General features: G+C 60.5%; 17 protein-coding genes and 8 tRNA genes. 17 read left to right on the plus strand and 8 right to left on the minus strand.

Annotated elements, in window-relative coordinates; genetic code table 11:
- The first annotated feature begins 101 nt into the window (after positions 1–101).
- From JH15_RS03125 to JH15_RS03165, 9 genes are all read left to right on the plus strand, one after another.
- Complete coding sequence (locus JH15_RS03125) at positions 102–1,835, plus strand: tetratricopeptide repeat protein (RefSeq protein WP_043526915.1); 1,734 nt, start codon at positions 102–104, stop codon at positions 1,833–1,835.
- A 33-nt stretch (positions 1,836–1,868) separates the two neighbouring features.
- A complete protein-coding gene (gene lolB / locus JH15_RS03130; protein ID WP_043526917.1) occupies positions 1,869–2,489 on the plus strand; it encodes a lipoprotein insertase outer membrane protein LolB in 621 nt (206 codons plus the stop codon).
- Positions 2,482–3,369, plus strand: a complete 888-nt coding sequence (gene ispE, locus JH15_RS03135) for a 4-(cytidine 5'-diphospho)-2-C-methyl-D-erythritol kinase (protein ID WP_052383869.1) — start codon at positions 2,482–2,484, stop codon at positions 3,367–3,369. The genes lolB and ispE overlap by 8 nt, the downstream gene beginning before the upstream one ends.
- A 41-nt stretch (positions 3,370–3,410) precedes the next feature.
- Positions 3,411–3,485 (plus strand) — tRNA-Gln (locus tag JH15_RS03140).
- A 67-nt stretch (positions 3,486–3,552) separates the two neighbouring features.
- A complete protein-coding gene (locus JH15_RS03145; protein WP_197053266.1) occupies positions 3,553–4,494 on the plus strand; it encodes a ribose-phosphate pyrophosphokinase in 942 nt (313 codons plus the stop codon).
- 102 nt (positions 4,495–4,596) lie between these two features.
- Entirely contained in the window at positions 4,597–5,277 is a 681-nt protein-coding gene (locus JH15_RS03150; protein ID WP_043526921.1) for a 50S ribosomal protein L25/general stress protein Ctc, read from the plus strand.
- Between the two features lie 38 nt (positions 5,278–5,315).
- Positions 5,316–5,900, plus strand: coding sequence for an aminoacyl-tRNA hydrolase (gene pth, locus JH15_RS03155; RefSeq protein WP_043526923.1), 585 nt, complete (start codon positions 5,316–5,318; stop codon positions 5,898–5,900).
- Positions 5,901–5,944: 44 nt separating this feature from the next.
- On the plus strand, positions 5,945–7,036 hold the full coding sequence (ychF, locus tag JH15_RS03160) for a redox-regulated ATPase YchF (RefSeq protein WP_043526926.1): 1,092 nt from the start codon (positions 5,945–5,947) through the stop codon (positions 7,034–7,036).
- Between the two features lie 55 nt (positions 7,037–7,091).
- Positions 7,092–7,168 (plus strand) — tRNA-Met (locus JH15_RS03165).
- A gap of 64 nt (positions 7,169–7,232) precedes the next feature.
- On the opposite strand, the gene JH15_RS03170 is transcribed toward JH15_RS03165, so the two are convergent.
- Positions 7,233–8,531 carry a M18 family aminopeptidase gene (locus JH15_RS03170; RefSeq protein ID WP_043526928.1) on the minus strand — a complete coding sequence of 433 codons (1,299 nt, stop codon included), beginning with the start codon at positions 8,529–8,531 and terminating at the stop codon, positions 7,233–7,235.
- Positions 8,532–8,661: 130 nt separating this feature from the next.
- Here JH15_RS03170 and JH15_RS03175 point away from each other — a divergent pair, with 130 nt between their 5' ends.
- From JH15_RS03175 to JH15_RS03195, 5 genes are all read left to right on the plus strand, one after another.
- Entirely contained in the window at positions 8,662–10,698 is a 2,037-nt protein-coding gene (locus tag JH15_RS03175) for a carboxy terminal-processing peptidase (protein WP_043526931.1), read from the plus strand.
- A 151-nt stretch (positions 10,699–10,849) separates the two neighbouring features.
- Positions 10,850–12,619, plus strand: coding sequence for an NAD-dependent DNA ligase LigB (ligB, locus tag JH15_RS03180; protein ID WP_197053267.1), 1,770 nt, complete (start codon positions 10,850–10,852; stop codon positions 12,617–12,619).
- A 74-nt stretch (positions 12,620–12,693) separates the two neighbouring features.
- Entirely contained in the window at positions 12,694–13,698 is a 1,005-nt protein-coding gene (locus JH15_RS03185; RefSeq protein ID WP_043526934.1) for a TRAP transporter substrate-binding protein, read from the plus strand.
- Positions 13,699–14,208 (plus strand): TRAP transporter small permease, encoded by a 510-nt coding sequence (locus JH15_RS03190; RefSeq protein ID WP_043526936.1) that lies wholly within the window; start codon positions 13,699–13,701, stop codon positions 14,206–14,208.
- Entirely contained in the window at positions 14,205–15,470 is a 1,266-nt protein-coding gene (locus JH15_RS03195; protein ID WP_043526938.1) for a TRAP transporter large permease, read from the plus strand. Before JH15_RS03190 ends, JH15_RS03195 begins: the two co-directional genes overlap by 4 nt.
- Before the next feature lie 71 nt (positions 15,471–15,541).
- Here the strand turns inward: JH15_RS03195 and JH15_RS03200 are convergent.
- Positions 15,542–15,617: transfer RNA gene (locus JH15_RS03200), tRNA-Asn, on the minus strand.
- Between the two features lie 60 nt (positions 15,618–15,677).
- Positions 15,678–15,753: transfer RNA gene (locus JH15_RS03205), tRNA-Asn, on the minus strand.
- Here JH15_RS03205 and JH15_RS18435 point away from each other — a divergent pair.
- Entirely contained in the window at positions 15,727–15,858 is a 132-nt protein-coding gene (locus tag JH15_RS18435) for a hypothetical protein (protein ID WP_269319771.1), read from the plus strand. The genes JH15_RS03205 and JH15_RS18435 overlap by 27 nt on opposite strands.
- Positions 15,859–15,929: 71 nt before the next feature.
- Here the strand turns inward: JH15_RS18435 and JH15_RS03210 are convergent.
- From JH15_RS03210 to JH15_RS03230, 5 genes are all read right to left on the minus strand, one after another.
- Positions 15,930–16,005 (minus strand) — tRNA-Asn (locus tag JH15_RS03210).
- Between the two features lie 47 nt (positions 16,006–16,052).
- Positions 16,053–16,128, minus strand: a tRNA-Asn gene (locus tag JH15_RS03215).
- Positions 16,129–16,188: 60 nt separating this feature from the next.
- Positions 16,189–16,264, minus strand: a tRNA-Asn gene (locus tag JH15_RS03220).
- A gap of 140 nt (positions 16,265–16,404) precedes the next feature.
- Positions 16,405–16,481: transfer RNA gene (locus JH15_RS03225), tRNA-Met, on the minus strand.
- A 97-nt stretch (positions 16,482–16,578) separates the two neighbouring features.
- Positions 16,579–17,541 carry a choline ABC transporter substrate-binding protein gene (locus tag JH15_RS03230; RefSeq protein ID WP_231566360.1) on the minus strand — a complete coding sequence of 321 codons (963 nt, stop codon included), beginning with the start codon at positions 17,539–17,541 and terminating at the stop codon, positions 16,579–16,581.
- Positions 17,542–17,779: 238 nt separating this feature from the next.
- On the opposite strand from JH15_RS03230, the gene betI reads away from it, so the two are divergent.
- Both betI and betB read left to right on the plus strand, forming a co-directional pair.
- Positions 17,780–18,376, plus strand: a complete 597-nt coding sequence (betI, locus tag JH15_RS03235; protein ID WP_197053268.1) for a transcriptional regulator BetI — start codon at positions 17,780–17,782, stop codon at positions 18,374–18,376.
- A 54-nt stretch (positions 18,377–18,430) separates the two neighbouring features.
- Positions 18,431–19,900, plus strand: coding sequence for a betaine-aldehyde dehydrogenase (gene betB / locus JH15_RS03240; RefSeq protein WP_043526940.1), 1,470 nt, complete (start codon positions 18,431–18,433; stop codon positions 19,898–19,900).
- The last annotated feature ends 18 nt before the right edge of the window (positions 19,901–19,918 follow it).

A 19,918-nucleotide genomic window follows, 5' to 3' on the forward strand; every position in this document is an offset into this window, starting at 1 on the left:
GTATTCTAACACAGCCCTAAAGATGGGTGGCGTCTGCATTGTCGTTGACCGATCACGCCAAGCCGTTATGCTGAATGCCTGGCTAAATTAACGAGGCACCCATGCGCGCACGCTTGATCCTGGCAGCCCTGTCGATACCGATGGCTTTATTGACCCATGGCTGCCAAAGCACGCCAACCTCTTCCCTCGCCCCGGCCGAAGACCCCCTGGCCAAGGCGCCCCCGGTCTCCAGCGGCCTCGACGGTGAAAGCCTTGCCACACTTCTGACAGCCGAGTTCGCCGGGCAGCGCGGCGATTATCGACAAGCCAGCCATGGCTATCTACAGGTCGCCGATCGCTACGACTCCCTGGCCCTGGTCGAACGTGCCACGCTGGCGGCCCGCTTTGCCAACGACCCCGAACTCCTCGAGCGTAGCGCCAAGCGCTGGCAAACCCTGGCTCCCGATGCCGAGGCTCCCACACGATTGCTGTCCAGCCTCGCCCTGCAGCGTGGCGACTGGGTAACCAGCCTCGAACAGCGCCTGGCCCTCAGCGAACGGGGAATCCATGGCGAGCTCGCCAATTTTTCCGAGCAAGCAATAGAACAGGATGTCGAACTGGCGCCGCTACTCGAACGCTTGCGCGACTACCTGGCACGCCACCCCGGCAGTGATCAACCTCACCACTACGACGCTATCCTGGCCACCGCCCTGCTCGAGGCGGCAAGCGGCGAACTGGGACGTGCCGAATCGCGACTCGAAACCCTGGCCCGCTCGCACCCCGAACTGCCGGCCTTGTGGCTGGCGAGAACCCGGATCGCGATGCAGCAACAGGACCTCATCGGAGCACGAGAAGCGGCCAGGCGCGGTATCGAGATCGCGCCGGATGATGGGCGCTTTCTCCTGCTGGCCGCCCAGGTCGAGCTGCAGCTATCCAATGTCGAAGCAGCCGAATCGCAACTCAACGCGCTGCTGAAGCGCCATGAAGACAATCAGGAACTGCGCCTGGCGTTGGCACAACTGTATCTCGAAGAGGGCTACCCGGGACCGGCGAAACGCCTCCTGCTTCCCATGGTGGAAGGCGGCAAGCCCGCCCCCCAGGTATTCATGCTGCTAGGCAATATCGCGGCCGAGGCAGGTGAAGTCGATAACGCCCTGCTTTATTACCGCCAGGTACCGCCGGGAGACGGCTTCCTCCAATCCCGCCTGCTCGCCGCGCAAATGCTGGTCGAGGCCGACCGCCTGGGCGACGCCCGTGACTTTCTACAAATCGAGCGCCTGCGACACGAGGACTACGCCAGCGGCTTGACGACACTGGAAGTCGAATTGCTGGATCAACAGGATCGCAAGGCCGATGCCGATGCCTTGCTGAGACGGGAACTGTCACAGAACCCGGAGGCTCATGAGCTGCGCTACATGCGCGCCATGCGGGCCTTCGAGCAAGGCGATCTGGCGGCCATGGAAGCCGACCTGCGCCACATCATCGAGCGACAACCCGACCACGCCATGGCGCTCAATGCGCTGGGCTATACCCTGGCCGACATGACCGATCGGCTCGACGAAGCACAGCGCCTGGTCGAGCGCGCTTACCGCCTCTCTCCCGACAACGCTGCGATCCTCGATAGTCTGGGCTGGGTCTATCACAAGCAGGGCGATGATGCGCGCGCCCTGCCTTATCTCGAACGTGCATATGCCACCATGCCGGATCAGGAAGTCGCCGCCCATCTGGCTGAGGTGTTGTGGGCACTCGACGAAAAACACCGGGCCCGAGCCTTGATAGAAGAGAGCCTGGATCGATTCACACGTCATCCCGCCATCGACAGCCTGCTCGAACGCATCCCAGAATTACGGCCGTGAATCCCTCGTGCCAACTGACGGAACAGGAACGCAATGACTCATCTCAACAGATTGATTCCGGCCCTTCTGGTCACGCTATTGATGACGGGCTGTGCCACCCGCAGCCTGGATGCCACGATACCGGGAGAACGGCCGACCTGGAAAAGTCAGGTAAAGGATATCGAAGCGCTCCAGCGGTGGACCCTGGCGGGAAAGGTCGGACTGCGCACCCCTGAGGAATCGACAAGCGCCAACCTCGACTGGGCACAATATCCCCGCTATTACCGCCTGTTGATCAGCGGGCCTTTCGGTAGCGGTCGCAACCTGATGGAGGGCCGTCCCGGCCGCGTCAGCCTGACCACCAGCGAGGGGCGCTTCGAAGCCGAAACCCCCGAAGCCCTCATGGAACAACAGCTGGGTTGGTCCCTGCCCATCTCGGCGCTGGATCACTGGGTACGTGGACTGCCAGCCCCAGGGAGCGAATACACGCGCAATACTGACGAAAGCGGTTACCCGCTGTATCTCGAGCAGGCTGGATGGGAGATCGATTATCGCGACTGGGTCGAGACGCAGAAAGGATTGTGGCTACCCCGCCGGCTGGTCATGACCTATGGCGATTTACGCGCAACGCTGGTGGTCAACCAATGGCGGCTCGGCGAAGCCCCCGATGCTTGAGACCTTGACGCTCCCGGCCCCGGCCAAGCTCAACCGGATGCTGCATATCACCGGTCGCCGTCCGGATGGCTATCACACGCTACAGACGCTGTTTCAGTTTCTCGATGTCTCGGACACCCTGCACTTCACCCCGCGACACGACGACAGCATTACTTTATCCCCCGCACTGCCGGGGGTCGCCCCTGAAGATAACCTGGTCGTACGGGCAGCCCGCGCCCTACAACGGGAGAGCGGCTGCCGGTACGGTGTGGATATCACTCTTGAAAAACGCCTGCCCATGGGAGGAGGCCTGGGTGGGGGCAGCTCCAATGCGGCGACGACCCTGCTGGCCCTGAATCGCCTTTGGGAGACTGGCTTTACCTATGAGCGCCTCGCGTCCATCGGCCTGACCTTGGGTGCCGACGTGCCGGTTTTCGTGCATGGCCAGGCTGCCTGGGCGGAAGGCGTCGGTGAAGTGCTGACGGCCGTCGAGTTGGAGACGCCCTGGTTCGTGGTGTTGCACCCCGGTATCACGGTCTCGACGGCCAGCGTGTTCAACGCACCGCAATTGACACGGAACACCCCCCCCATTAGTATGGCGCGCGCACTGCAAGGGGGGGCTCTGGCGTGGCACAACGACTGCCAGCAAACGGTCTTCGCCCGCTACCCTGAGATTGCCAGGGCCCATGCATGGCTGTCCGGGTTCGCCCCGACCATGCTTACCGGCACTGGCGCTTGCCTGTTTGCGCGTTTGACTGACGAGTGCGAGGCCGATAGCATTCTGCAGCGTGTCGATGCTGGCTGGCACGCCTTCAAGGCGAAGGGCTGCAATCGCTCTCCCCTCCATGCAGCTCTGGAGTATGGCGGCATGCCGGTCACGAGCCCGAGCGTAACGCCATAACGGCGCCAAGGCAGAGGTTTCGACCGAGGCGAGACGAATACTGGGGTATAGCCAAGTGGTAAGGCAGCGGTTTTTGGTATCGCCATTCGCAGGTTCGAGTCCTGCTACCCCAGCCAGTTCTCGCGTCGTTGAGCTGTCGCCATTCCCCCACAGAGATTCCTGAGACTCCAAAGGTGGCTGCGCGTGTCTAAATTGATGGTTTTCGCCGGGAACGCCAATCCCGACCTCGCTCGAAAAATCGCCGAGGGGCTGGATAACCGGCTGGGTCATGCCACGGTAGGCCAGTTCAGCGATGGCGAAATCGCGGTAGAGATCAACGAGAACGTTCGCGGCAAGGACGTCTTCCTCCTGCAGTCCACCTGCGCACCGACCAACGACAACCTGATGGAACTGATCCTGATGGTGGATGCACTGCGTCGTGCTTCGGCAACCCGTATCACTGCGGTGGTACCCTACTTCGGGTATGCTCGCCAGGATCGTCGGGTGCGCTCTGCACGTGTACCTATTTCCGCCAAGGTAGTGGCCGACATGATGGTCAAGGCCGGCGTCGACAGGGTCATGACGATGGACCTGCACGCCGATCAGATTCAAGGGTTCTTCGATGTGCCGGTAGACAACGTCTATGGCTCACCGATCCTGCTCGACGACATCGAGCGCCAGAACTATGACGACCTGGTGGTGGTATCGCCCGATGTGGGCGGTGTGGTACGTGCCCGGGCCATCGCCAAGCAGCTCAATGCCGACCTCGCGATCATCGACAAGCGTCGCCCCCAGGCCAACCAGGCCCAGGTGATGCACATCATCGGCGAGATCGAAGGTCGCACCTGCGTGGTCGTGGATGACATGGTCGATACCGCCGGTACGTTGTGCAAGGCCGCCGAGGCACTCAAGGATCACGGGGCACGTCGTGTGGTGGCCTATGCCACGCACCCGATCCTGTCCGGACCCGCTGTCGACAACATTTCGGGTTCAGTACTCGACGAATTGGTAGTGACCGACACCATTCCACTGGCGGAGCCAGCCCGCCGCAGTGGCAAGATCCGTCAACTTTCCGTGGCCGGACTGATCGCAGAGGCGATCCGTCGGGTCAGTAATGAAGAATCCGTCAGCGCGATGTTCCACTAAGCGACATCGTGTTGGGATACGCAGCCCGAAAGGGCCCCGGAAACGCTATCGTCTGGTCGCGGGCGGTAGCGCTTTCCTTTATTGACCAATGAGGTTAAACCCATGTCCGATTACCAACTCACCGCCAATGTTCGCAAGGAGCTGGGGAAAGGTGCGAGCCGCCGCCTGCGTCGTGCGAACGAGCAAGTCGCTGCCATCATCTACGGCGGCGAAAAGGCTCCCCAGCCGATCACCATCGACAAGGCCGCCTTCTACAAGGCCATCGAGGACGAAGCGTTCTTCTCCTCGCTGATCAATATCGACGTCGATGGTAACAAGGAACAGGTCATCATCCGTGATCTGCAGCGCCACCCCTACAAGGCGCTGGTCACTCATGCCGACTTCATGCGCGTCGATGCCACCCACGAAATGAAGCTGCACGTGCCGCTGCACGTCGTGGGCGAAGACAAGTGCAAGGGCATCAAGGATGACGGTGGCGTGCTGCACGTGCTGGCCAACGATATCGAGATCAGCTGTCTGCCCAAGGACCTGCCGGAATATCTGGAAGTGGATATCAGCAATCTCGAGCTGGGCGCCACATTGCACCTGTCCGACCTGGCCCTTCCGGCCGGCGTTTCCTCGGTCGCCCTTTCCCATGGGGAAGAGCACGATTCAGGCGTGGTGAGCATCACCCACCCGACGCGTGGTACGGCCGACGATAACGCCGAGGGTGACGAGGCGCAGCCGAACGCTGAGCCCGAAGCACCGGAAGCCAACGCCAAGCAGGATGACAAGGGCGAGTAAACTTTCTCCCTTGTTGCCATGGCCACCAGGACGTCAGCATGAGCCAAGTGAAAGCGATCATCGGCCTCGGTAATCCCGGGCCGGAGTACGACGACACCCGGCACAACGCTGGCGCCTGGCTGGTCGAGGCCATTGCGCGCGATAGCCATACGCCCCTGCGTCCCGAGCGCAAGTTCCTTGGCCATTACGCCAAGGTGAACTATGCCGGACATGAACTGCACTTGCTGTTTCCGCAGACCTTCATGAATCGCAGTGGCGCGGCTGTCGCCGCGCTTTGCCAGTTCTTCAAGCTGGCATCCGACGAACTGATCGTCGCACATGACGAGTTGGACATTGCCCCGGGTACGGCCCGCTACAAGCAAGGTGGCGGCCATGGCGGCCATAACGGCCTTCGAGACATCATCCGTGCATTGGGCAATGACAATTCATTTCATCGCTTGCGGGTCGGCATCGGTCACCCCGGCGATGCCCGGCAGGTCACCAATTTCGTGCTGGGTCGCCCCGGCAAGGCAGAGCGCGCAGCCATCGACGCTGCCCTTGTCGAGATCGAGGCCACGCTTCCCGATGCCCTGGGCGGCGACATGGCCAAGGCCATGAATCGACTGCACAGCTTCAAACCGTAAGCACGTCACTCTCGCCACACGACCTACGCTTTCAGGACACTATCATGGGTTTCAACTGCGGCATCGTCGGCCTGCCCAATGTGGGTAAATCGACGCTCTTCAATGCGCTGACCAAATCCGGTATCGACGCCGAGAACTTCCCCTTCTGCACCATCGAGCCCAATGTGGGTATCGTTCCGATGCCCGATCCACGCCTGGACAAGCTGGCAGAGATCGTCAAGCCGCAGAAGGTACTGCCGACCACGATGGAGTTCGTCGACATTGCCGGCCTGGTGGCGGGCGCCTCCAAGGGCGAAGGCCTGGGCAACAAGTTCCTTGCCAACATACGCGAAACGGAAGCGATCGCTCATGTTGTGCGCTGCTTCGACAATGACAACGTCATCCACGTGGCCAACCAGGTCGACCCACACGCCGACATCGAAACCATCAACATGGAACTGGCGCTCGCTGACCTGGATACCGTCGATCGGTCAATCCAACGCCTGACGCGCGTGGTCAAAGGCGGCGACAAGGAGGCGATTGCCACCAAGGCGATTCTCGACCGCATCCAGCCGCACCTGGCCGAGGGTATGCCCCTGCGCAGTTTCGGGCTTTCCGACGACGAGAAGCGGCAGGTCAAGAGCTTCGGCTTCCTTACGCTCAAGCCCACCATGTATATTGCCAACGTCAACGACGATGGCTTCGAGAACAATCCCTACCTCGACATCGTTCGCGAGATTGCCGCCGAGGAAGGCGCCGTGGTGGTCCCGGTGTGCAACCAGTTGGAAGCCGAGATCGCCGAGCTCGAAGATGACGAGCGCGCCATGTTCCTCGAGGAACTGGGCATGGAAGAGCCGGGCCTCGACCGCGTGATTCGCGCCGGTTATGCCCTGCTGGGCCTGCAGACATACTTCACCGCGGGTGTGAAGGAAGTAAGAGCCTGGACCGTCAAGGTCGGTGCCACTGCACCGGAAGCCGCGGGGGCGATCCATACCGACTTCCAGAAGGGTTTCATCCGCGCCGAAGTGATTGCCTACGACGATTTCGTCGCCCTGGGTGGCGAGCAAGGCGCCAAGGATGCGGGCAAATGGCGTCTGGAGGGAAAGGATTATGTGGTTCAGGATGGTGACGTCATTCACTTTCGATTCAATGTCTGAACCCGAATGAGTTGACGTATCACGCCCTTAGGGGTAAGATTCGCCCCCGTTGGACGGCTACGTAGCTCAGCTGGTTAGAGCACATCACTCATAATGATGGGGTCCCCTGTTCGAATCAGGGCGTAGCCACCAAATCGAATTCTCCGCCCGTCGGCCTGCCGACGGGCGGTTTTCGTTCTCGCTGACTCAACGGTCCCTAGCTTAATCGTGGACGATTGAAGAAAGCGGTCAGCACCTTGGTCAAGTAACCGACGTCCTGACTACCGGCCGTCTCCCTGATCGAATGCATGCCCCACTGGGGGACCCCGATATCCAGTGTTGGCACGCCCAACTGAGTCGCCGTGATCGGACCGATGGTACTGCCGCAGCCCATGTCGGCTCGGGTCACGAAGGTCTGAACCGGCACCGCCACTTCACGGCATAGATCACGGAACATGGCCGCCGTCGCACTGTTGGTGGCATAGCGCTGATTGGCATTGACCTTGATCACCGGGCCACCATTGATGGCGGGGCCATGGGCAGCATCGTGCTTGTCGGGGAAATTGGGATGCAGCGCATGTGCGTTATCGCAAGAAATCATACGCGACGCCTGAATGAGGCGGATATACCCCTCTTCGCTTGGATCCCCGAGCTGCGCATTGACGCGCCGCAAGACATCGCTGAGAAGCGGACCCTGGGCGCCACTGGTACTGGCACTACCGACTTCTTCATGATCATTGGCGACCATTAGCGCGCCCTGGCGGCCATCGCATGCAAGCAACGCCTCGAGGCCGATGAAGCAGGACAGTAAGTTATCCAGGCGTGCGCTGGCGATCAGCTCCCCCTCCATGCCGACACGAGACGGAGGTTGAACGTCATAGAAGGCCAGTTCGAAATCGAGAACGTCGGCGTTCTCGATGTTATGCTGCTCATGCAACCATCGCTGTATGAGGCGTTGCAGGTCCGCCTTGTCGCCGCCCTGTAGCAACACCGGCGCCATTTGTGTCTGCGCATTGATCGCCCGCCCATTGTTGGCTTCACGATCGAGATGGATGGCAAGACTCGGGACAATGGCGACGGGTCGCTCCACATTCAGGAGTAGCCCTTGGATTCGCCCATCTTCACGGCGCACCTGGACTCGACCGGCGATGCCAAGATCCCGATCGAACCAGGGGGCCAGCAGCGCGCCGCCATACACCTCGACCCCGAGCTGGAGCCACCCGCTATTTTGTTGGGCAGCATTCGGCTTCAGGCGCAGCCCGGGACTATCGGTATGCGCCCCGATCATGCGTAATGCCTCGAGTCGATCGGCAGGCAATTGCATGGCCACCAACGAAGAGTCATTGCGGGTAATGTAGATGCGCTCGCCCGGCGACAACTGCCAGGACAGCGTCTCATCCAGACGGCGATAACCGGCTTGTTCGAGACGCTGAGCCATGTTGGCAACGGCATGCCATGGGGTGGGTGAGCGCTGCAAGAAGTTCAAGAGTCGTTCTAGGGTAGGGTCGTGGGGCATGTCGATCCTCGTCGAAGGGTCTGTGTCTGGCGACACAGGCTGCTACAATGCCAAACTTGGCAGACGCAACCTCACGCGCCGATCGCCAGTCTAGGGAAGAAGTGTACATGAAACCGGGAGTGCTTCATTGATGAGCCTGATTGCCGTTATACGGCGTGTGAGCGTCATCGCGCTTGTCTCGACCATCAGCGTGACGGCCCTGGCCCAGCCCGAGCCCGCCGATACCCATCGTCAGGCTGCAGCGGAGGTCGCCGAGTCACTGCGCTATGGCCACTATGCGGATGTCAGCCTCGACAATGCCTGGTCGGAACAGGCATTCCAACGCTATCTCGATGTGCTTGACTCACAGCGGGCCTATCTCCTGCGTCGTGACGTGGACCATTTTCGCGATCTGGAAACGGGGATGGACGATGCCCTCTACGATGGCGAGCTGGAACGCGTCTTTACGCTCTACCAACGCTACCATGAGCGCCTCGAATCAAGGCTCGAGTGGATCCTCGCCCAGCTGGAAGGTGGCCTCGACTACCGCTTCGACAGCGACGAACGACTCGAAGTGGATCGAGAAGGCGCCCCGTGGGCAGAGAGTGAAGCCGCGCTGGATGAGCTCTGGACAAAACGCCTGAAGAACGCGGCATTGACCATGGACATCAGCGGACAGGACGACGAACAGATCGAGGACAACCTGCGCCAGCGCTACGAGGGGCAGTTGACCCGTGTCCGCCAGACTAACGCCGAAGATATTTTCGGCCTGTTCATGGCGGCAGTGACCGGCACCGTCGACCCGCATACCGAATATCTTTCGCCGCGTCAGGGCGAGTCCTTCGATATTCAGATGCGTCTATCGCTCGAAGGCATAGGCGCACTGCTCCAGACCGAAGGCGAATATGTGAAGGTCTCGAGCCTGGTTCCCGGCGGGCCTGCCGACAAGGCCGGCGTGCTCGAGCCAGCGGACAGGATCATTGCCGTAGGCCAGGAAGAAGGCGAAATGGTCAATGTGGTCGGCATGCGTCTCGATGAGGTGGTCGATCTGATTCGCGGGCCCAAGGGATCGGTGGTCAGACTCGATGTGGTCCCCGCCCAGGCCATCGACATGACCCGCTCGCGCACCGTGGAGATCACCCGCGATACGGTCAATCTCGAAGATCAGGCCGCCAGCAGTGAAATAGTCGAGATCGAGCGGGAAGACGGACGTCACCGCGTCGGGGTCATCAAGATTCCCACCTTCTATGTCGATTTCGATGCCTGGCAGGCAGGCGAAGAAGATTACCGCAGCACCACGCGCGACGTGGCGCAAGAAATCGAGATCCTGAAACGTGAAGGCGTCGAAGGCATCGTGCTCGACCTGCGCAACAATGGGGGTGGCGCCCTGCAAGAGGCGAATTCACTGATTGGCCTGTTCATCGACCGCGGCCCCACCGTGCAAGTGCGCGACGCCCGTGGCCGGATCAGCCTGTATGGCGACACCGAAACCGGCACGCTCTATGACGGCCCACTGACCGTGCTGGTCAATCGACTGTCTGCCTCGGCCTCTGAAATCTTTGCCGGTGCCATCCAGGATTATGGGCGTGGCCTGGTGGTAGGTAGCCAGACCTTCGGCAAGGGTACGGTGCAGACCCTCAATGAACTCAGCCACGGCCAGGTCAAGCTGACCCGCGCCAAGTTCTACCGTATTTCGGGGGAAAGTACCCAGCACCGCGGGGTCGAGCCCGACATTCTCTTCCCCAGCCTGATCGATCCTGAAATGATCGGTGAAAGCAGCCTCGACAATGCCCTGCCCTGGGATACCGTGCGCAGCGTGCAATATCGCCTGTATGGCGAGCCATGGCGCTACATCGAAACACTCGAGGCGAGACATGATGCGCGCGTCGAAACGCATCCCAACTTCGTCTACCTGGAACGTCAGGCGGAGTTGGCTCGGCGACTACGTGAACAACACACGACCATCAGCCTCAATCGTGAACAGCGCAAGCGTGAAATGGAGGCGCAGGAAGCCGAGCAGCTCTCACTCGAGAATCAGCGTCGTCGCGCCCTCGGTCTCGAGCCACTCGATGATTGGGTCGAGGCGCGCAGCGAAGACGATGAGGATAGCGAGCCTGCATCCCGTGCCCAGGTACTGGAGAGCGCCGAGATCCTCCTGGATTATGCTCACTTGAGCCGCCAGGCCTAGCCTCACGCGTGCACGACGTGAATCGCCCCGCTTCGGCGGGGCGATTTCGTTGCAGACACGGTATCATGGCGGCTCATGCCCAGGCCCGGGTCCCCCCCCTTGGCCAGGACAACACCATCGCTTGTCAACGTCGCCAGGGAGAGGCCTCGTCGTGGAAAGTCTTGCCACTATGCGCCCAAGGATTCGCCTTGGGCTGGTCGGTGCGATTTGCGCCTGGACGGGATGGTTATCCTTGCCGCTGGCCTGGGCCGAGACATGCCCACCTGGCGATCCGGCACTGCAGCAAGAGGCCATGACATCGCTAGCCGATCGCATCGAGGCCTGGGACGAAGCGTATTACGGACGTGGCGAGCGACTCGTCGAAGACAGCGTCTACGATCAGACGCGTGAGCGCTTGATTGCCTGGCAAGCATGCCTGGACTCACCGACACCGTCTCCCGCGGCACGACGCGAAGCGCACCTTACCCCGATACGCGATGGCGTCAAACATGCCATCGTCCAGACGGGGCTGGACAAGATCACCGATCCTGACGCCCTGGCAGTCTGGGTGAAGCGTCGCCAGTCACAGGGGCTCTGGGTACAGCCCAAGGTCGACGGCGTGGCGGTCACGCTCGTCTATGACGATGGTCAACTGCTCGAGGTCGTCAGTCGCGGTGACGGCCGGCAAGGTCAGGACTGGAGCAGCCATGCCGAACGGATCGAAGCCATTCCCAAGACACTGGCGGGTACCGCCCCACCCCCGCGCGTGACGCTACAGGGCGAACTCTACCATCGGCGCGCCGACCATGTGCAAGCCGACATGGGTAGCGACGGGGCTCGCAGCACCGTCATCGGCCTGATGGCACGCCACATGCTCGATGCCATGGATGCCCGGGAGATCGGCCTGTTCGTATGGGACTGGCCGGATGGCCCAGCGAGCATGACCGACAGGCTGGAACGGTTGAGCGCATGGGGCTTCGACGACGCGGCTGACCTTACCCAGCCGGTGGCGGATTTCAAGGACGTCGGTGAATGGCGCCGTCGTTGGTACCAAGGTCCTCTGCCCTTCGCCACGGACGGTGTCGTCATCCGCCAGGGCGCACGTCCCGCAGGGACCGAGTGGCTGCCCCAGCCGCCGAGCTGGGCAGTGGCCTGGAAGCATCCTGCGCAACGCAGCTTGGCGACGGTACGCGACGTCACGTTTCGGATCGGTCGCACCGGCAACATTACGCCCATGCTGACGCTGGCCCCGACTCGACTAGACGATCGCGTCATACGTCGCGTGAGCCTGGGCTCCCTCGACCAATGGCAGCAATGGGATGTACGCCCCGGTGATGACGTCACGATCCGCCTGGCAGGCGCGACGATTCCGCAACTCGATGACGTGATGCATCGCCAGATACCCCGGGTGCCGATCGAGGCCCCAGACCCCGAGCGGTATCACGATTTAAGCTGTCTGCGGCTCGCCCCAGGCTGCGAAGCGCAATTCCTGGCCCGGCTGACATGGATCTCAAGTCGGGAGGGGCTCGATATGCCGGGCATCGGCGAGGGCGCCTGGTCGCGGCTGATCGCAGCGGGATTGGTCGAGGATCTCCACGATTGGCTGACCCTGTCGCCTGCTGAACTGGAAGAGGTGAAGGGGGTTGGCGAACGCCGCGCAGCCCAATGGCACGCACGCTTCCAAGCGGCCCAGCAGCAGCCTTTCACACGCTGGCTTACAGCATTGGGGATGCCGAGCATTCCACAGGCAGGCCTCGATCTGGCTGACAGCCCTTCCTCACTCAGCGCCTACCGCGCCAGAACCCTTGAGGATTGGCAACGCTACCCCGGCATTGGCGAAGTCACCGCACGCCGGCTGGTCGAATTCTTTTCCAACCCGATACTGTCAGCATTGCTCGACGGTTACATCGTCCCGCTTCAACAAACTCCCGGGGCTTCCTAGACTTACGTGCCGTTGACCCGCTTCGCCTGCTGGGCGAGACTCGCCAGGCTTATCAACCGCAAGAGAAAACGATAATGAAAACCTTCAAGCAACGCCTGCTCTCGCTGGGCATCGCCACCGCCGTCCTGTCGCTGACGAATGCCGTATCCGCCAACGAGCTGGCCGAGATGGATCCGGTCACCCTACGCCTGGCCCACGTGGTCAACGAACAGGACGGTTTTCATATTGCAGCGGTGAGATTCCAGGAACTGGTGGCCGAGCGAACCGAAGGCGCGATTTCCGTGGAGCTCTATCCCAATGCCACGCTGGGCGACGAACGGACCCTGCTCGAGGGCATGCAGATCGGCACCGTCGACATGGGCGTGATCACCAACGGCCCCGTCGCAAATTTCGTCGAGGAAATGGCGGTATTCGAACTGCCTTTCCTGTTCCCCTCCCCTGAAGCTGCCTATGACGTTCTCGACGGTCCCATCGGCCAGGATCTGCTCGACAAGCTGAGCGAGGTCAATCTCAAGGGCCTGGCGTATGCCGAACGCGGTTTTCGTAACCTGACCAACAGTGAACGCCCCGTCGAGCACCCCGATGACATCGACGGCCTGCGCATTCGCGTCATGGAGAACCCCGTCTACACCGACACCTTCCGTGAGCTGGGCGCCAATGCCGTTCCCATGGCCTGGACCGAAGCACTGACAGCCATGCAGCAAGGCACGATCGATGGACAGGAGAACCCCGTCAACGTGATCCACTCGTTCAAGCTTTACGAGACACAGGATCATATGACGCTCACCCGGCATACCTACGCCCCTGCCATCTTCGTCATCGGCATGCCCGCCTGGAACCGCCTACCCGACGCAGCGCAGGACGTACTGGTGGAAGCCGCACGCGAAGCCGCCCAGCACGAGCGTACGGTGAATGCCGAGATGGAGGCCGAGCAACTGGCCGACCTGCGTGAAGCGGGCATGGCGATCGTCGAAGAGCCGGATATCGCCGCTTTTCAGCAAGCCGTTGCACCGGTCTACGACACGTATGGCGATCAATTCGAAGACTACCTCGACCGCATCCGTGAGGCGATCGAATAAGTGCTGAAGGTCCTGCAACGCATTGAAAGCGCGATCGACGCCGTCATACAGCCAATCGTCTTTGTTGGCATGGCGGCGCTGATCGCCGTGATCACCCTGCAAATCGTGTCACGGGTGCTGTTCACCGCCGTGGGCTGGACGGAGGAAGTGGCACGCTTCCTGCTGATCTGGATCACGTTTCTGGCAGCGACTCTCGCGTTTCAGCGCGGCCGACATATCGCCGTGACGTTCGTGGTGGATGCCCTGCCGCTGCGTTTGCGGCATGTGGCTCGTATCATCGCGCTGCTGGTAGCGCTGGGATTCCTCCTGGCCCTGGTAGTCATCGGTTACCGCTACATGCAAGTACAGAGCTTTCAGAAATCGGCATCGCTGCGCTTGTCGATGACGTACGTCTATGCAGTCATTCCGTTGAGTTCGGCGCTGATGGCCTGGTACGCCTTCAATGACCTTGTACAACTCATCGTGGCCGGGCCATCGAACGCACCACAGCCTGAGGAGCCGGTTTCATGACGGCCCTTCTACTCGTACTTTTCGTAGGGTTCATGTTATTCGGCGTGCCGATTGCCTTGGCCATCGGTGCCAGCTCACTTCTCGCCCTCTATACGCAGGGCGTTCCTTTGATGGTCGTCACCCAGCAGATGTTCCAGGGCATCAATTCCTTCGCCCTGGTTGCGGTCCCGCTTTTCATTCTGTCAGGTGACTTGATGGCGCAGGGGAAAGTCAGTGAGAAGCTGGTGGATTTCGCCGATGCGCTGTTCGGCTTCCTCAAGGGCGGCCTCTCGATTGTCTCGGTACTGGCAGGCATGTTCTTTTCCGCCATTTCCGGTTCCGGTGCGGCAACGACGGCTGCCGTGGGTTCCAGTCTGGTTCCCGAGCTCAAGCGCAAGGGCTACGATCCTGCCTCCGCAGCCAGCCTGATTGCAGCCAGTGGCACCATAGGGGTGGTTGTTCCTCCTTCCGTGCCAATGATCATCTATGCGGTCATCGCCCAGCAGTCGGTGTCCAAGCTCTTTCTCAATGGCTTCCTGCCCGGGTTGGCCATGGGGCTAGGGCTGATGACCATCGCCATCGTCCAGGCTTATAGACGCAATTATCCACGCGGCACGGCACTGTCATTGGCGACTATCGGCCGTACCTTGAAAAATGCCAGTTGGGGATTGATGACCCCAGTGATCATCCTGGGGGGAATCTTCTCGGGTATTTTCACGCCAAGCGAAGCGGCCGTCGTTGCGGTCAATTACGCCCTGCTGGTCTCGCTGTTCGTCTACCGCGACCTCACGTTACGTGATATCTACCGCGTGATGATCCGCTCGGCAATCACCACGGCGGTCATCATGTTCGTCATCGCCACCTCGGCGGTGCTCAGTTGGACACTCTCCAACGCAAACGTACCTACCGCCATTGCCCAGTGGGTGCTATCCATTTCCACCGACCCATATGTGATCATGCTGTTGATCGTCGCGGTCATCCTGCTCACCGGGGTGTTCATCGAGACGGCCAGCGCTCTGATCATCCTTACGCCAGTGTTGCTGCCGCTGGTCTACCAGCTGGGCATCGACCCCATTCACTTCGGATTGATCATCGTGGTGGGCCTGGCCATCGGCATGATCACGCCGCCTGTCGCCATAAATCTCTATGTTGCCTCCTCGGTGACACAGCTACCCCTGGAACGCATCACGCGGGCCATCATCCCGTATTTGGTCGGCCTGATCATCGTACTGCTACTGGTCGTATTCGTTCCGCTCTGGCTGGGGCTGTCGGGGAACGCCTAGGCTTATGCAGGACAGGAAGCACGGCACGAAAGCGCAGAAGAAAGGCTATAGAAAAAAGCGCTATAGAGCGATGGCTCCCCGAGCAGGACTCGAACCTGCGACCCAATGATTAACAGTCATTTGCTCTACCAACTGAGCTATCGGGGAATCGTGCGGACAACGTATGTGAGCTATCCGTGAATTACGCTGGTGAAGACGACACTGGGTTGGCTCCCCGAGCAGGACTCGAACCTGCGACCCAATGATTAACAGTCATTTGCTCTACCAACTGAGCTATCGGGGAATCGTCATCACGCGGGCCATCATCCCGTATTTGGTCGGCCTGATCATCGTACTGCTACTGGTCGTATTCGTTCCGCTCTGGCTGGGGCTGTCGGGGAACGCCTAGGCTTATGCAGGACAGGAAGCACGGCACGAAAGCGCAGAAGAAAGGCTATAGAAAAAAGCGCTATAGAGCGATGGCTCCCCGAGCAGGACTCGAACCTGCGACCCAATGATTAACAGTCATTTGCTCTACCAACTGAGCTATCGGGGAATCGTCGTCTTGCAGTGTTCAGGGGGTAACGCCGTAGCGCGTTGTGTTGGCTCCCCGAGCAGGACTCGAACCTGCGACCCAATGATTAACAGTCATTTGCTCTACCAACTGAGCTATCGGGGAATCGTGCGAACAACGTATGTGAGCTATCCGCGAATTACGCTGGTGAAGACGACACTGGGTTGGCTCCCCGAGCAGGACTCGAACCTGCGACCCAATGATTAACAGTCATTTGCTCTACCAACTGAGCTATCGGGGAACGACCCGGAACACGCGACGTAGTATACGGAACATGGCGGTCAGGTCAAGTCGGAATGCAGAAGCAATCGGTAGGAGAAATGCGAACCTGTACAATGCATTGGCCCCGCCTGGATAACCAGGCGGGGCCAATGGGATTCGTGGTGGCTACGCCCTGATTCGAACAGGGGACCCCATCATTATGAGTGATGTGCTCTAACCAGCTGAGCTACGTAGCCACGAGTGGCGCGCCAAAATCGATGCGACCGCCAACGCGGTGCGGATTATGCCTGCGGCCTTGCCCCTTGGCAAGTCCGCAGGCCCGTTCCGCTACACTCAGCTCTCGATGCCAAGCTCGTCCTTGACGGCCGGCAGGCCTTCCTCGCCGCCCCGTGTAGACACGCCTTCCAGCCACTCGTCGAGCACGCCCGGATTCTCTTGCAGGTAGTTGCGCGCCGCCTCACGCGGATCGACGCCTTCATCCATGATGGCGCTCATCAGCTGGTTTTCCATCTCGAGGGTGAATTCGAGATTCTTGAGCAGCGTGCCCACGTTCGGGCAGGACTCGACATAGCCGGCACGGGTATTGGTGTGCACCGTCGCACCGCCCAGGTTGGTCCCGAAGTAATCGTCAGCACCTTCCAGGTAGGCCATGTCGAAGTTGGTGTTCATGGGATGCGGCTCCCAGCCCAGGAAGACCATCCATTCCTCGTTCTGCGCCTTGGAGCGAAGCTCGGCCAGCATTCCCGCCTCACTGGAGTCGACCAGTTCCCAATCGCCCAGGCCGAAGGCATCGTCATCGATCATATCTTGAATGATCATATTGCCATCGTTACCGGCCTCGATGCCGTAGATACGGCTCTCGAATCGTTCGGCATCCGCATCGAGATCCTCGACGGAGGTCACGCCAGCATCGTGAACGTACTGGGGAACGGCCAAGGTGTACTTGGCGCCCTGCAGGTTGGCCGCCACTCGATCGACGTCGCCCTGCTCGATGTAAGGATCGCTGATCGAGGCCATGGAAGGCATCCAGTTGCCCAGAAAGACATCGAAGTCCTCATTGCGCAGACCGGAGTAGGCAATCGGTACCGATACGGTATCGACTCGGGTCTCATAGCCCAGTGCTTCCAGTACTTCACTCGTCAGTGCCGTGGTAGCGGTGATATCGGTCCAACCGACCTCGGCAAAACGCACCCGTTCGCAACTTTCGTCTTCTTGTGCCTGAACGGCAGCGGCACCGACCAACAGGGTACTGGTACCCAGCGTCACCAGGGCACGCTTAAGCATTGCCTCGTTCATGTTCTTCTCCTGTCCATTTTGTCCCTTGGCGGCATACCGAATAGCGAAGCCACCGTTGTGCTCCCCCTGCTGCCAAGCGCTGGCGAGCGAGAGAACGTCTGACATATTTTTATTGATTGAACGTTCAATAAAAATATGTATACTTTCCACCTTAAATGAAGTTGCGCCCAATGGCCAGGTAAGCCGATAACGCTGCCCCAACCCAGGTCCTGGTCGCCCTACGTCAGGAGATGCATCGTTGCCCAAGCTCGGCATGGAACCCATACGTCGACGCCAGTTGATCCTGGCCACCATGGAAGCTATCGATGAGGCCGGCCTGGCCGATGCCACCGTGGTTCGAATCGCCCGGCGCGCGGGTGTCTCTGCAGGCATCATCAGCCATTATTTCGGCGGCAAGGACGGCCTGTTGGAAGCCACCATGCGTCAGATCCTGAGCGACCTTGGCGAGGCTGTAGCCAGTCGCCGGCAGGCACTGGCATCTGATTCGCCCCGTGAGCATCTAAGAGCCATCATCGACGGCAACTTCGACCGAAGCCAGGTAAGTCAGGCCGTCATGAAGACCTGGCTGGCGTTCTGGGCCAGCAGCATGCACAAGCGCAATCTACAGCGACTGCAATACGTCAACGACCGACGCCTGTATTCCAATCTAAGCCATCAATTTCGCCAGTGCCTGCCAAAAGACGAGGCCCGGCGAGCAGCCCGCGGCCTGGCTGCGATGGTCGATGGCCTCTGGCTACGTGGTGCCCTGGCTCCGGATAAGATGGAGGTAGAAGGCGCAAGATACCTGGCCTACGCGTATCTGGATCAACAACTGGCCCAGGCTGGATCAGCCTGACGCCCCAGCACACCGCTTATCAGCCCTATTCCGCACGCTCCGCAGGAGGACGCAATGGCAACGATCGAACTCCAGCAATTGTATATCGATGGTCGTCGTGTCGACGCGACATCCAATGAGACCTTCCCTGTCCTCAACCCGACAGACGGTTCCCACCTCGCCGACATCCAGCTCGCCTCTCAGGCCGATGTCGATGCTGCAGTCGCCTCAGCGCGTCGCGGGCAGAAAGTCTGGGCAGCCATGACCGGCGTGGAGCGTTCACGCATCATGAATCGTGCCGTCGCGCTGCTGCGTGAGCGAAACGACGAATTGGCCGAGCTGGAAACGCTGAATACCGGCAAGCCCATCAGCGAAACCGTGGCGGTGGATATCGTTACCGGTGCGGATGCCCTGGAATATTTCGCCGGGCTGGCACCCGCGATCGAAGGTCGCCAGATCCCGCTGCGTGAAACGTCATTCGTCTACACCCGGCGTGAACCGCTCGGGGTGATCGGCTCGATCGGGGCCTGGAACTACCCGATCCAGATCGCCTGCTGGAAGGCGGCACCGGCCCTGGCCGCCGGTAATGCCGTGGTCTTCAAGCCCAGCGAGATCACACCGCTGACCACCATGAAACTGGCCGAGATTTTCACCGAAGCCGGGCTGCCGAATGGCGTTTTCAACGTGGTCCATGGTGCCGGCGAGGTAGGTCAGATGCTGACCAATCATGAGGGCATCGACAAGATCAGCTTCACGGGGGAGGTAGGCACCGGCAAGAAGGTCATGTCGGCAGCGGCCGCCTCGTCGCTGAAGGATGTGACCATGGAGCTCGGCGGCAAGTCTCCGCTGATCGTGTTCGACGATGCCGACCTGGATCGCGCAGCCGATGCGGCGATGATGGCCAACTTCTATTCCAGTGGCCAGGTCTGCACCAATGGCACGCGTGCGTTCGTGCAGCGCTCCGTGAAAGAGGCTTTCGAGGCCAAGGTCAAGGAGCGTGTGGCACGCATCAAGGCAGGTAACCCGCTCGATCCCGAGGTCAACTTCGGCCCGCTGGTGAGCTTCGAACATCAGAAGAAGGTGCTGTCGTATATCGAGATCGGCAAACAGGAAGGCGCCCGCGTGCTGATCGGTGGCGAGCCGATGAATCACGGTGATTACGCCACCGGTGCCTGGGCGGCCCCCACGGTCTTCACCGACTGCAACGATGACATGCGCATCGTCCAGGAGGAGATCTTTGGGCCAGTGATGTCCATTCTCGTCTTCGACGATGAGGATGAGCTGATTCGTCGCGCCAACGATACCCACTACGGGCTGGCAGCGGGCGTGTTCACCGAGAGCCTGAACCGTGCGCACCGCACCATTCACCAGCTCGAAGCCGGTATCTGCTGGGTCAACACCTGGGGCGAGTCGCCGGCCGAAATGCCAGTAGGCGGCTACAAGCAATCGGGGGTGGGCCGCGAGAATGGGGTGTCGACACTGGATCATTACACCCAGATCAAATCGGTCCAGATCGAGATGGGGCCCTTCGAATCGGCGTTCTGACGCACTCCTTGGCGAACC

The sequence above is a fragment of the Litchfieldella xinjiangensis genome (assembly GCF_000759345.1).
Classification (GTDB): domain Bacteria; phylum Pseudomonadota; class Gammaproteobacteria; order Pseudomonadales; family Halomonadaceae; genus Litchfieldella_A; species Litchfieldella_A xinjiangensis.

Coding starts and splice junctions, on each gene's coding strand:
- JH15_RS03125 (WP_043526915.1), top strand. CDS start 102: ATGCGCGCACGCTTGATCCTGGCAGCCCTGTCGATACCGATGGCTTTA.
- lolB (WP_043526917.1), top strand. CDS start 1,869: ATGACTCATCTCAACAGATTGATTCCGGCCCTTCTGGTCACGCTATTG.
- ispE (WP_052383869.1), top strand. CDS start 2,482: ATGCTTGAGACCTTGACGCTCCCGGCCCCGGCCAAGCTCAACCGGATG.
- JH15_RS03150 (WP_043526921.1), top strand. CDS start 4,597: ATGTCCGATTACCAACTCACCGCCAATGTTCGCAAGGAGCTGGGGAAA.
- pth (WP_043526923.1), top strand. CDS start 5,316: ATGAGCCAAGTGAAAGCGATCATCGGCCTCGGTAATCCCGGGCCGGAG.
- ychF (WP_043526926.1), top strand. CDS start 5,945: ATGGGTTTCAACTGCGGCATCGTCGGCCTGCCCAATGTGGGTAAATCG.
- JH15_RS03170 (WP_043526928.1), bottom strand. CDS start 8,531: ATGCCCCACGACCCTACCCTAGAACGACTCTTGAACTTCTTGCAGCGC.
- JH15_RS03175 (WP_043526931.1), top strand. CDS start 8,662: ATGAGCCTGATTGCCGTTATACGGCGTGTGAGCGTCATCGCGCTTGTC.
- JH15_RS03185 (WP_043526934.1), top strand. CDS start 12,694: ATGAAAACCTTCAAGCAACGCCTGCTCTCGCTGGGCATCGCCACCGCC.
- JH15_RS03195 (WP_043526938.1), top strand. CDS start 14,205: ATGACGGCCCTTCTACTCGTACTTTTCGTAGGGTTCATGTTATTCGGC.
- JH15_RS03230 (WP_231566360.1), bottom strand. CDS start 17,541: ATGAACGAGGCAATGCTTAAGCGTGCCCTGGTGACGCTGGGTACCAGT.
- betB (WP_043526940.1), top strand. CDS start 18,431: ATGGCAACGATCGAACTCCAGCAATTGTATATCGATGGTCGTCGTGTC.